This is a genomic window from Sphingopyxis sp. (assembly GCF_035565275.1).
Taxonomy (GTDB): Bacteria; Pseudomonadota; Alphaproteobacteria; order Sphingomonadales; family Sphingomonadaceae; genus Sphingopyxis.
Window position 1 is genome coordinate 1 of record NZ_DATMST010000018.1, and the last position, 11,706, is coordinate 11,706.

Genomic DNA, 11,706 nt, shown 5'->3' on the forward strand with positions numbered 1-11,706 from the left:
ACCGAGCGCGCGGTCGACCGACCCGGCGGCCTCGCCGAGCTTGGCCACCGCGTTGACCGCGACGATCAACTCGCCGAGTCCATCGGCAAGCGCGTCGACGCGCGCCGCATCGACACGCAGCACGTCGGCGCCTCTGGTTTCGCGATCCGCCAGATGGGCGCCTTCGGCGTTTTCGTCCGGAAGCGCGGCGTGTATTTCGACTTGGTCGGGTACGAGCCGAAACGCCCCGCGCACGGCCTCTTCGCTCGCGGTGCTGGCCCCTTCGACGAGGCTCGTGCAAGAAAATGGCTCGAACGCTTCCGCCTCGGGCCATGCCGCTCCCGCAGGCAATATCCGCAGCGACACAAGGTCGGGGACCGCCATGGCGAGAGCCAGCGGATCCTCGCCGCGGAAGAAACAATCGGTATCGGGCGTGTAGCGAAAGAGCGTCATCGGCGCCGCCATATCGGCCCCGTTCGATCGGAGATGGTCGAGCAGTGCGGCGGACCAGGAGGGACCGCCGCGTCGCACATTCAAAGCTTCGGCCGACGTCACCCCAGCGCCCTCGCCGTGCTCGTCGGCAAGGCGCGCGACAAGAGCCCCGGCTACCGCCCCGGCGTTTTCGGGCAAGCGTCCCGCCTGCTCGATATCGTCGATCCAGCGGTCCACCGTATCGATGACGGCGGTAAGCGATGCGAGCGCGCTCGCCGAGAGTGCCCCGCCACCCTTTCGCGCGGCCTCGAGAATATCCTCCGCGGCGTGAAGGACCTGCTCGGCCGGCAGAAACGCGAAGATGGCGACCGACCCCTTCAGCGTATGGACAGCGCGAAAGGCGCTATCGAGTGACGCGCGGTCGTCGGCACGGCTTTCGAGCGCCCGCAAGTCGGTCGTCGCCTGGGCTACAAGCTCGCGGCCTTCGAGTAAAAATTGTTCGAGCAGTTCGTCCATTATGCCCTACGATAGACGATTGCGTCCTCAAGTCTAACCAGCGCGAAGCGGTCACTGATACGGCTCATCGACTCGCTATGCCCGAGGCAAACGAAACCGTCCTCGTTGAGGCATTCGTGAAGATTGTTCGCGGCCAGCAAGCGCGACGCTTCATCGAAATAGATGAGGAGATTGCGGCACAGGATGACGTCGAACTTGCCCACGCTCGCAAGGCTGTCGCGTTCGATGATGTTCGCCGGCGTAAAGCGCACCGACTCCCGAAGATCGTCGATGATCTTGCGTCGGTGGTGGCGCTCGCCTTCGAAATAACTGTCGCGGACCGACGCCGGGAGCCGCGCGAGCGAGCGCTGCGTGTATCGCCCTTGCCGCGCCTGCTCGAGCGCGGCGGTATCGACATCGGATCCGATGATCTCGACATGATAGGCATCGACGAGCGGCCAGTTTTCGAGGAGCCAGATCGCGATCGAATAGGCCTCCTCGCCGGTCGAACAAGGCATCGACCAGATGCGGATATGATCGCCGGGTTTCTTGTTGCGGACGACCTCGGGAAGGATTTGCCGGCTGAGCGCGGCCAGCTGGTGGTCCTCGCGATAAAAATAGGTCTCGTTGATCGTGAAGGCGTTGATCAGCGCTTCGCGTTCGCCGAGATGACGCGCCACATATTCGAGATAGGCCTTGGCATCGGGGATCGCCAGCCGCCCCATCCGGTCGATCACGCGCCGTTCGATATAATAGCGCTTGTTGGCGCCGAAGATCATCCCGGTCCACCGGTAGAGCAGCGCCCCGACAGCAAGGATATCGGCATCGGTAAACAACGGAGCGGGTCGCCCCGTGGTCGACGTCACCGGCCGGCCAGCTTCAAAAGTTCACCGGATATTTCCTCGAGCGGCCGTATAGACGACGCGCCGTCTTTCCCGACGAGCGCACCGGGCATGCCCCACACGACCGCCGTCGACGCGGCTTCCGCGATCGTGTGCCCACCGCGCTTCTTCAATAACGTCATTGCTGTTGCTCCGTCGGCCCCCATACCGGTCATCAACACCCCAACCAGCTGCTCGGGTGCAATATATTTGAGCGCACTGTCGACGAGCCGGTCGACGCTCGGGTGCCAGAAATAGTCGTTCGACGAGGGTGCGGGCATCGCAACGATGTCACGTCCCCGTCGCGACAGGACGAGATCGGCATCGCCGCGCCCGATATAGACGCCACCTGGCTCGAGCGGCATCGTCCGATCGACCTCGCGTACGGCAAGCGCGCACAGCCTGTCGAGCCGGCGCGCGAGTGGCCCGGTGAAACTTGCGGGCATGTGCTGCGCAATGACGATCGGCCATGGGAAATCGGATGGCAGCGAACCGAGCAGGCTGTCGAGCGCCGGGGGGCCGCCGGTCGAACAGCCTACGAGCACGACGAGCCCATCGCCCGGTAACGGCTGGATTTCGGCCCTGCGCGGCGATGGCGACGCGGGCGCCCGCATCCGATCACTCTGGGCCGGGATTGCGCCGCTCGCCCGTGCCCGCACCCGGTCGCGAAGCCGGGTCGTTGGCGAAATACGTGCGTCCGCCGCCGCGCGCACCTTATCGACGAGCGCGTCGGCGACCGCATCGATTTCGAGCGAGACGGCACCGCGCGGTTTGGGAATGAAATCGACTGCGCCGAGCGCCATCGCTTCGAGCGTCTCGTCGGCGCCCTCGGCGGTAAGCGACGATACCATCACGACCGGCACGGGCCGCAGGAGCATGATCTGGTCGAGGCAGGCAAGACCGTCCATGCCGGGCATATGAATGTCGAGCGTGATGACGTCGGGGCCGAACGACTGAAGCTTCTCGATCGCCTCGACGCCGTCGCGCGCAATTTCGATGTCGAAGTCCCCCGCCTCGGCGAAAATGTCGGCGAGCAGGCGCCGCATGAGGGGCGAATCGTCGACGAGCAGGAGCTTGATCACGAGGCGGCCGACGCACCTTTCTCGCGGAGGTCGCGCACGAAATCCTGCTCGGCGCGGTCGAGAAGTTCGCGCGGACTCACAATGAGGATGAGCTTGTCCTCGTCCTCGAGGTTCGCCACCCGATCGAAGACACGCGTTCCCTCCGCGCCGAGATCGGGCGCCTCGCGAAGCGCCTCGCTATCCACCCGCAGGATCTCCGACACAGCATCGACGAGAAAACCCGCCTTGAGCGCCCCGATCCGCACGACGACAATACGCCGCTTCGTGCCGGTTGCCGCTGTGCCGTGGAAACGATGCGCCTGGTCGATGACGGGGATCACCTCCCCGCGCAAGTTCATCACGCCCTGAACAAAGACGGGCGCCTTGGGAAGCCGGGTCAGCTTTGGCGGTAGCGCCGCAACCTCTTCGACCGCCTCGACAGGAAGCCCGAACTCTTCCTCGCCGACACGAAACAGGAGAAATTGCTCGCTCGATCGCGCGTCGGCCGACCCATCCATCGTTTCGTCCTCTCCCGTGCCGCTCTGAAGGAGGCGCTGCGTTATGTCATCGCGCAGGAGTTGCTCAAGCGACAGCACCGACACGAGCCGCGCGCCATCGTCGAGACGGCAGATCGCCTGAATGCGGGCTTCCGCGCTGCCGCGCGTGAGAACATGCGGTACCGGATCGATATCGGTTGGCGCCACGCGCAAGATCGCGCCCATTGCATCGACGACGAGTCCGACGCGATGGCTGCCCATCTGCACGATCAGGACGCGCGAACGGTTTCCGCCGCCCTGATCAGGCAGAGCGAGAAGCGCCGCAAGCGAAAGCAACGGCAAAGTCGCATTACGATATGCGGTGCTTCCGACCACTACCGCATCGGCATGCGGCAGGATCGCGATGCCTTCGGGAAGACGAATGACCTCGTCGATCGCGCCGAGGGGCAGCGCGAAGAACTGGCTCCCGATCGCAAAACTTACGAGCGGCAGCGTTTCCTCGGCTTCGTCGGTCTCGACCGCGGCGGTTCCCCGGATCCCGCCGCTCTTCGAACGCAGCGGTATGCACCGCGCAATCATATCGGCGATATCGATCAGCGTCGCACCGTGGCTATCGCCGGCGCGCGTCTGGCGGACGTCGCTGACCGCGAGGCCCACCGGCTCGCCCGCGTCAACGACGACAAGCCGCGAAATGGCATCATCGTCTTTATCGAGAAGCAAATGCGAAAGCGAAAGCACGGGCAGCACGGCCCCGCGCACGTTGGCGAGACCGAGCAATCCGGCAGGCGCGTGCGGCACACGCGACAGGCGCGGCATGCGGGCGACTTCGGCAACCAGCGCCGTGGGCACAGCAAACTGGCGATCCGCGACACGAAACGCGAGATACTGGTCCTCAGTGGCCGCTGCCGCGTCCAAGGCCTAGCTATCCCGGCCGTTCAGTACGGCAGCGATCGATGCGATTTCCTCGATCGCGGCGGCGAGCGCTTCGGCGCCTTGCGCCTGCTGCCGCGCCGCAACTCCGGCTTCGCGAACTGCCTCGGACGCGAGGTCGGCGGCTTCGGCAATCTGCGCGGTCCCACCACGTATCTCCCGGCTCGAGCGGAGCATGTCATCGGTTCCGGCGAGGATCGCGCTGTTCGACGCGCCGACCTGCTCGATTTCGGTGACGATCAGGCTGAAGCGCTCGACGACCGCGCGATTGCGCCCAATCTCCGTCTCCGCCGCGCCGACGAGCTGGTCGAAATCGCGCCGCACCGTCATGACCTGATCGAGAATGAGGCGTATCGCGTCCCTCGCCTCCTCGGCGCTCGCCGCGGCATCGCGCGACAGGTTTCGAATATCACCGGAGACCGTGGCAAATCCGCGGCCCGCTTCACCCGCACGGGTCGCCTCGACCGAGCCGCTGACCGCGAGCATGTTGGTCTGAACCGAGATGAGCGCGAGATTGTCGGTGATCTTCTCGATCCGGCGACCGGTAGCATGCAGCGCCGAAAGTAGGTCGATGACGTCCCGCACTTCCGTGAGTGCAGTGCTGACGCCGTCGGCCAGTCGTTCGATCGTCTGGCGGCCATCGGCGACCGTTTGGCCAAGTCCGTTGATCCGCTGGTTCGACGCGGTCGCCCGCTGCTGCGCGAGATCGGCGGCGGCCTCGATCTGTCCCATTGCCGAATTGGCTTCCTGTGTCGCCGAAGCCTGGACCTGCGTCCCGCGCCCGATCTGCTCGAGTGCAACGAGGATCTGGCTCGAGGCACCGGATAGTTCCTGGACCGTCGCCGACAACTGCTCCGCTGCCGCAGCGACCTGCTCGATCGCCGTTTCGCTCTTTGCGTCGCCCTGCAATTCTTGCGTCAAGCGCCCAAGCGCTTCGGCGGTCTGCTGGCTTTCCTCGAGCGAAGCGCTCTGCTGCTCGATCGCCTGCTGCGCTTCTGCGGCTGCGGCCGATTGTTCCTCGGCGGCGCTCGCAATTTGCTCTGCGCCCCGCTCGGCCTCGCGGATCGCGTTTTCGGCATCGATCGCCGACACGAGAATCTCGTGCGCGCCGCTGCTCAGCGCCGACAGATCCTCGCGGGCCGCCTTCAGCGTGTCGGCGACCTCGCGCCCGAGCTGCGCTTCACCGGTCGCAAGCTCCGATGCTGCACGCACGCGCTCGGCAACGCGCTGCACTTCGTCAGCGATCCCGGCCGCAAGCGACTGGATATCGACCGCACTCCTCTCTGAGGTTTCGGCCAATGCCCGCACTTCGTCGGCGACGACCGCGAAGCCAGCGCCCGCGTCCCCTGCCCGCGCTGCTTCGATCGTCGCGTTGAGCGCTAGAAGGCTGGTTTGATCGGATACGTCTGCGACGCCGCTGCCAATGCTGCGAATGGTTTCGGCGGCCGCTTCGAGCGAAGCGATCTGGCTGACGCTCGCAAGCTGGCGCTGCGCATTCAATTCGATCGCGGCCACAGACCCGTCGATCTGGACGCTGATATCGACGAAGCTCGCCTGGATTGTCTCGGTCTGGCGAACCGATGCTTCGGCGCGTTCACGCGCCTCGCGGAAAGTCGCGCCGAGCGCCGCAATCAGACCCAGGGATTCTTGTGCCGCACCCGCGGCCTCTTCGGCGCCGCTCGATATCTGGTCGGCTGAGCGTTGAAGCTCGCCAGCAGCGGCCGCAGCCTCGCCGATACCGCTTGCCAGTTCCTGCGTCGCCTCATCGATCCGCTCGATCGGCGACGCAGCCCGGCGTGTCGAGGCTCGTCGTGGTGATGCAGGCCGCTTAACGGGTTTTGCTGCCGGCTCGGCAGCTTCTCTTGCCGGCTTCGCGCGCGAGCCCAGCGTAGATTTCTTCACTAGCGCCATGGGCCCCTCTTATTTCAGCCGAATTGGCAGTCCTACGCTACCTCGCCGAGGGGTGCCAGCGACAATAAAAGGGAAAAGCAGCCACGGCGCAGGTTGGCGCGCGTCGCCCCGCGCTCGCCCGAACGCCGGGACAGACGGCCCGCGACCGCCGCCCGGGCGCGCGGAAGGGCTAGCTTTGCCCGGAACCGGGCTCGGCCTGCTTTCGGTGCATTTCGGCGGTCTGTGCTTCGCTGAGCACACCCGAGGCGAGCACCTGCGCCTTGTTCTTGAGACCGTGCACGACGACATGTTCGCCATCTTTCATCGCGTCCCAACCGGTCTTCGCGACATCGGCAGGATCGTCCTTTTCCGACTGGCCGACCTTGGTGTCGAGCATGCCGGCGCGCGCGAAGAAGTTCGTGTCCGTCGGTCCCGGCTTCAGGCAGGTGATCGTGACGCCGCTGTCCTTGAGTTCGTTGCCGATCGCGGCGGCGAAACTGTCGACGAACGCCTTGCTGCCGTTGTAGACGGCCTGGAACGAACCCGCGAGGTGACCCGCGATCGAGCCGGTGATCAGCACCTTCCCCTGCCCGCGTGCGGCCATCTGCTTCAGCACCGGCTGGAGCAGCAGCAAGGTGCCGGTGATGTTGGTATCGATGACATGGCGCCACTCGGCGACATCCTGATCGAGGAAGCCGCGGCCGAGACCGTGACCGGCGTTGGCGACGAGCACGTCGATCGGGCGACCCGACGCGGCAGCGAGCAGCCGCTCGACGCCCGCGGCTGTCGAAAGATCGGCTTCGACGCTTTCGACGTCGACCCCGTTCGCGGCGAGCCCCGCGGCCGAATCCACCAGCGTCTCGTCGGCCGCAACGATCAGGTCATAGCCGTCGGCGGCAGCGAGCTGCGCAATCTCGCGGCCGATGCCGCTCGACGCGCCCGTGACGAGGGCGAGTTTGCGTTCAGACATGTTCCATCTCCAGCTTGGTCGTGACCGCGCCCTTCGCGAGGCCGGGCTTGAGGACGATCTTGGTGTAGTCATTCTGCTCGCCGTGCCAGTGGCGGTACATGTCGGCAGCGTCTTCCAGCGAAGCATGGTGCGAGATGAGCGACGTCATGTCGAACTTGCCGTCCTGGATCATCTTGAGCAGCTCGCCGGTGTATTTCTGAACCGGGGTCTGGCCGCTCTTGACGGTAAGCCCCTTCTCCATGAGCTGCCCGAGCGGGAATTTGTCGGCGAAGCCGCCATAAACACCGGGGATCGATAGGCGCCCACCCTTGCGGCACGCGAGGATCGCCTGACGCAGGGCGTGCGGGCGCTCGGTCACCGAGTAGAATTGCGCCTTCACCTGATCGAGAATATTGTCGGGGGTAAAGCCATGGCTTTCCATTCCGACACAATCGACGCACGCGTCGGGTCCGATACCCCCCGTCATTTCATCAAGTGCTTCGCGGATGTCGACCTGGTTATAATCGAGAATATCGGCGCCAAGCTCGCGGGCGAGCGCGAGACGGGCCGGGAAATGATCGATCGCGATCACGCGTCCCGCCCCGAGCAGCAGCGCCGACTGAATCGTGAAGAGCCCGACGGGACCGCACCCCCAAATGGCTACGGTGTCGCCCGGCTCGATATCGGCGTTGACGGCGGCGTGCCAGCCGGTTGGAAGGATGTCGGAAAGAAACAGGACGTCGTCGTCGGGGAGGTCGTCGGGAATGATCACCGGCCCGACGTCCGAATATGGAATGCGAACATATTCGGCCTGGCCGCCCGCATAGCCGCCGGTCAGATGCGCATAGCCGAAGGCGCCGCCCATCGCATGACCCATCAACAACTCCGACGCGTCGCGTGTCTCCGAGGGATTGCTGTTGTCGCATGCACTGAATTGCTGCTTCTCGCAGAAGAAACACTGCCCGCAGCTGATCGTGAACGGAACAACGACCCGCTGCCCCTTCTTGAGCGTCGACTGCGCGCCGACCTCTATGATCTCCCCCATGAACTCGTGCCCGACGATATCGCCCGCGCGCATGCCGGGAATATAGCCGTCGTAGAGGTGGAGATCGGAGCCGCAGATCGCGGTCGACGTCACGCGCAGGATCGCGTCACGCGGATTGACGATCTCGGGATCGGGAACAGTGTCGACGCTGATCTTGTGGCGGCCTTGCCAGGTAACTGCACGCATGGAAAATTCCTTAAATATGAGGTTCGGTGGCGGACTCGGATGCGCGGCCGGAAGGCGACGCATTGCTCGTCACCTCGCCGGTCTCCATCAGCTGCTTGAAGCGATAGAGGTCGCGGCGCGCCTGCACTTCGGGCTCGCGTTGGAGGAGCTTTGCGGCCAGACGTCCGAGCTTGCCCGCAGGCGGGTCATAAGCGAGGATCAGGCTGACGAACGTGCCGCGTCCGGCGGGGGCCTCCGTAAACCGGACCTCTCCGCTATTGGCGATGTCGGATGCCGGCTCGCTCTGCCAATTGATGGCTTCGCCAGGAACCGTCTCGGTGACGCGGTTGACCAAGGTAACTTCGCGGCCTGCGGGGGCCTTCACTGTCCAGCGCGAAACGCCTTTGCCGAGCTGCTCGACAGCAACGACATTTTCCATGAAATCGGGGAAGCGCTCGACCTTCCACGCCGCGAAGAGATCCTCGCGCGACCGATTGATCAGCACCGATTTGCCGAACAGCGCACGCTGGGATGGCTTGTCGAGCGTCCAGTGGGGCGCATCGGTGGCGATGGTCTCTGTATCGGTCTTTTTGTTCTGGTTGCGCCGCCAGAATGCGAGCGCAATCCCCGCTGCGGCAAGGCCAGCTCCCGCAGCAGCCAGCGTGAAGGGGTCGGGACCCTTGCGATCGGTAAAGCGGTCGGCAAGACGGTCGGTAAAACTGGACATGAAAATCTCCCCGCCCAGGCCTGTGCCGGACGACTAGTGGAAAGGCGGCGCCATCACATGGTACCGCGTCGGGATCGAGAAGGCTTGCGGGCTGCGCAGCCGCTGTATGAGTGACGCATGCCGCTGGTGATTGTTCCGTCAGCGAGATGGACCGTAGTCCTTTTCGCTAGACCGCCAGCGACGATCCGGTCAGGGCACTGCCCGGTCGATCGGCGCTCCGATTTGTGCGCGATACGGAACCGAGGGTTCTTTTGCGATAAGGTGAAGTTCGCGCAAGGTCTCGGCGACGGAAGCCCACATTGCGAAGCCTGAATCATCGCCGTCTGCGCGCGCCGCTTCGATTAGCCGCGCGACAAAGGCCTCTGCGTCATCGCCGTGCGCGCGTTCGACGTCGAATGCGCGAATCCAAGCTTCTCTCGCGGCATCCATCGGAAGCGCGCTCCTTGCGACCTTTATCTGCCTCACCCATACATCAAATCAGACCCGGCGAGAAGCCGGTAGCCTGTTGCCCCGAGCGCCGGGAACCGCCGACAGAACGCCCCGGCCGTCAGTCGCCAGTGTGCGCGTGCGGCGCCGCAACCGGTTTCGATTCCGGCGATTCCTTCTGGCGCAGGACGATCGACAGCAACACGAGGACCGCGGTCGACAGAAATTCGCTTTGCCAATTCTGGAAGGATTCGAACCAGAGCTGCGGATCGCCGAGGTAGGCGATAGTCGAGAGCGCGGCTTTGCCATGCTCCTTCGCGTCCGCGGCAGCCGCATGGGCGCTCTGGGTCCAATGCATGACGAATGACAGGAGAAATAGCAGGAACAATGCGATCCCGAGCGAACGCGAATAGAGGGCGCGCGCGAGCCGCCCTTGACGCAGGATTGCCGGCGCGCCGGGCTTCTCCGCCTGCGCGGCGAGGTCGCCGTCGCGCGGCGGGCCATCGGGGTCCTTCGATTCCGACGAACCGCGCTGCACGAGCATGGCCGTCAGCACGACATAGGCCGACATCTGGAGGAACTCGCTTTCCCAGTTCTCGAACACGCTCGAAAGAAATTCGGGGCTCGCGGTGTAGGTGCCAAGCGACATCGCGGCGGCGCCGTGCCGAGCCGCGTCTTCGGTCGCGACATGCCAGCCGGTCAGCCACTGTCCAATGATACTCCCGGCGAAGAGCAGCAGGAGGACGATGGTGAGGCTATTGTCCTTAAGCAGGCGCATGAGCCGTCTCCATGCCGGGGATGGCGGCGTGGCCGCCCGTTTCTCGGCCACTGGCGGGCCGAGGGGCGCGACTTGGCCAATCCTCTCCGTCGAGCGCCGGGCGGCGCTCGAACGCAGCCTTTGTCTCGAGGAGGATGAGGCCGTCGGCGCGGCATTCGAAACAGGCGATCGGGACCGCGCGCAATTCTTCGTCGATGCCGCCGACCCCGCCGGTCGCGACGATGATATAGCTGACCCGCGCCGAGCCGCACTCGACCATCGCCTCGACTGTCCGCCCGAGGCGCTCGCCACCGATGTCACTGACCGGCATGGCCGAAAGACCCGTAGCGGCGAACAAGGTCGGCGTGCCGGGTTTCCGGCTGGTTTGCGACGCCGATTTGGCGCCGTCCTCGTAAGCGCGCTGGCGCCCGAGCCAGCGCCAGATGCCGATGAGATTGACGAATGTAAGGAAGACATTGGTCGCGACGAGATTCGTCTGACCGGACCAGAAGCCCACGAGCGACCAGCAGATTGACCCCGCCGTAAACACGATAAAGCCCCAGCCCGTGACACGGGCGCCCAGATTGGCGGCGGTCATCATCGCGGCGATCATTGTTGCGATCGGTGCGATCAGTCCTGCTATCTGTTCCAGAAAAAAACCCTTCCTTCACCGTCTGTCATCGATGCCTCGCTAACGATTACCGCGATGATTGGCTCCGACGCCGCACGGCGGCGCCGGACATCGCATCACGCCAGCGAAGGCGTCCCGACATACCGCTCATATTCCTGCTGGTAGCGCTGGGTGAGCATCGCTTCGTCGGCAACGGAGGCGCGTTCCTTGAGTTCGAGGAACCACGTGCCTTCTTCTTGGTACATGTGATGTCTTACAGCGCCTTCGATATGCTCGAGCTTGTCCATGAAGTCTTGGCTCATGGGATTGAGCTTTTCGAGCAGCGCCATCTGCACCTTGACCAAGGCTTGCTCGTCATAACCCATCCCGGCGTGCCCCTTCTGCGCTTCGTCTGCCATCGCGGGATAGATGACCGCCTCTTCGGCGATCGCATGGCCGGTCAGGAGAATACCGAGTTGCTGAAGCGATTCGGCGCGGCTGGCGCCGTCTGCGCCCGCCTTCACATCGGCGAAAGCGTCCTCAAGATCCATATGGTGCTGCAAGATCTGGTCGAGCCAATCTCCTGGCATCGCGGCGGCTGTCGCCTTGGTGCGGGCATCAAGCCGCGCCTCGTCGCTCTCGGGCGGGGTCACGGCGGCGATAAAACGGTCGATGATCGACATGGATATTCTCCGGATCGCGGCAACCCGGAAGCGGGAGCCATGTGCGATCAACCGGGAGACGCCGCAAGTGTTCCGGCGCGCGCATGCAAAACAACATGGATCAATGCGAAACTTGCTGCCGCATAGCGCGGCTGATGTCAGCTCCTGGCGTTACCAGACAAACAGTATCGAGCGGCCAC

12 protein-coding genes are annotated in these 11,706 nt (G+C 64.5%); all 12 read right to left on the minus strand.

Annotated elements, in window-relative coordinates:
• Window positions 1–927: Hpt domain-containing protein (locus VN047_RS01190; protein ID WP_325539192.1), on the minus strand; the 927-nt coding region annotated here is incomplete at its 3' end.
• Window positions 927–1,772 (minus strand): protein-glutamate O-methyltransferase CheR, encoded by an 846-nt coding sequence (locus VN047_RS01195; protein ID WP_325539194.1) that lies wholly within the window; start codon window positions 1,770–1,772, stop codon window positions 927–929. The genes VN047_RS01190 and VN047_RS01195, both read right to left, overlap by 1 nt.
• A complete protein-coding gene (cheB, locus tag VN047_RS01200; RefSeq protein WP_325539196.1) occupies window positions 1,769–2,869 on the minus strand; it encodes a chemotaxis-specific protein-glutamate methyltransferase CheB in 1,101 nt (366 codons plus the stop codon). Before cheB ends, VN047_RS01195 begins: the two co-directional genes overlap by 4 nt.
• Window positions 2,866–4,260, minus strand: a complete 1,395-nt coding sequence (locus VN047_RS01205) for a chemotaxis protein CheW (protein ID WP_325539198.1) — start codon at window positions 4,258–4,260, stop codon at window positions 2,866–2,868. The genes cheB and VN047_RS01205 overlap by 4 nt, the downstream gene beginning before the upstream one ends.
• A 3-nt stretch (window positions 4,261–4,263) precedes the next feature.
• A complete protein-coding gene (locus VN047_RS01210) occupies window positions 4,264–6,186 on the minus strand; it encodes a methyl-accepting chemotaxis protein (protein WP_325539200.1) in 1,923 nt (640 codons plus the stop codon).
• Between the two features lie 169 nt (window positions 6,187–6,355).
• Window positions 6,356–7,135 (minus strand): SDR family NAD(P)-dependent oxidoreductase, encoded by a 780-nt coding sequence (locus tag VN047_RS01215; RefSeq protein WP_325539202.1) that lies wholly within the window; start codon window positions 7,133–7,135, stop codon window positions 6,356–6,358.
• Window positions 7,128–8,345, minus strand: a complete 1,218-nt coding sequence (locus VN047_RS01220; RefSeq protein WP_325539204.1) for a zinc-dependent alcohol dehydrogenase — start codon at window positions 8,343–8,345, stop codon at window positions 7,128–7,130. The genes VN047_RS01215 and VN047_RS01220 overlap by 8 nt, the downstream gene beginning before the upstream one ends.
• Before the next feature lie 10 nt (window positions 8,346–8,355).
• Window positions 8,356–9,051 carry an SRPBCC family protein gene (locus VN047_RS01225; RefSeq protein WP_325539206.1) on the minus strand — a complete coding sequence of 232 codons (696 nt, stop codon included), beginning with the start codon at window positions 9,049–9,051 and terminating at the stop codon, window positions 8,356–8,358.
• A gap of 189 nt (window positions 9,052–9,240) precedes the next feature.
• Window positions 9,241–9,480 (minus strand): DUF6961 family protein, encoded by a 240-nt coding sequence (locus VN047_RS22685; RefSeq protein ID WP_414712644.1) that lies wholly within the window; start codon window positions 9,478–9,480, stop codon window positions 9,241–9,243.
• Window positions 9,481–9,598: 118 nt separating this feature from the next.
• Window positions 9,599–10,255, minus strand: a complete 657-nt coding sequence (locus VN047_RS01230) for a DUF6766 family protein (RefSeq protein WP_325539208.1) — start codon at window positions 10,253–10,255, stop codon at window positions 9,599–9,601.
• Window positions 10,242–10,835 (minus strand): PRC-barrel domain-containing protein, encoded by a 594-nt coding sequence (locus VN047_RS01235; RefSeq protein ID WP_325539210.1) that lies wholly within the window; start codon window positions 10,833–10,835, stop codon window positions 10,242–10,244. The genes VN047_RS01230 and VN047_RS01235 overlap by 14 nt, the downstream gene beginning before the upstream one ends.
• A 146-nt stretch (window positions 10,836–10,981) precedes the next feature.
• Complete coding sequence (locus VN047_RS01240) at window positions 10,982–11,527, minus strand: hemerythrin domain-containing protein (protein WP_325539212.1); 546 nt, start codon at window positions 11,525–11,527, stop codon at window positions 10,982–10,984.
• Window positions 11,528–11,706: the final 179 nt, after the last annotated feature.

Excerpts from the sequence above, each read along its gene's own strand:
- VN047_RS01210 (WP_325539200.1), bottom strand. The coding sequence starts at position 6,186 with ATGGCGCTAGTGAAGAAATCTACGCTGGGCTCGCGCGCGAAGCCGGCA.
- VN047_RS01215 (WP_325539202.1), bottom strand. The coding sequence starts at position 7,135 with ATGTCTGAACGCAAACTCGCCCTCGTCACGGGCGCGTCGAGCGGCATC.
- VN047_RS01220 (WP_325539204.1), bottom strand. The coding sequence starts at position 8,345 with ATGCGTGCAGTTACCTGGCAAGGCCGCCACAAGATCAGCGTCGACACT.
- VN047_RS01225 (WP_325539206.1), bottom strand. The coding sequence starts at position 9,051 with ATGTCCAGTTTTACCGACCGTCTTGCCGACCGCTTTACCGATCGCAAG.
- VN047_RS22685 (WP_414712644.1), bottom strand. The coding sequence starts at position 9,480 with ATGGATGCCGCGAGAGAAGCTTGGATTCGCGCATTCGACGTCGAACGC.
- VN047_RS01230 (WP_325539208.1), bottom strand. The coding sequence starts at position 10,255 with ATGCGCCTGCTTAAGGACAATAGCCTCACCATCGTCCTCCTGCTGCTC.
- VN047_RS01235 (WP_325539210.1), bottom strand. The coding sequence starts at position 10,835 with ATGATGACCGCCGCCAATCTGGGCGCCCGTGTCACGGGCTGGGGCTTT.
- VN047_RS01240 (WP_325539212.1), bottom strand. The coding sequence starts at position 11,527 with ATGTCGATCATCGACCGTTTTATCGCCGCCGTGACCCCGCCCGAGAGC.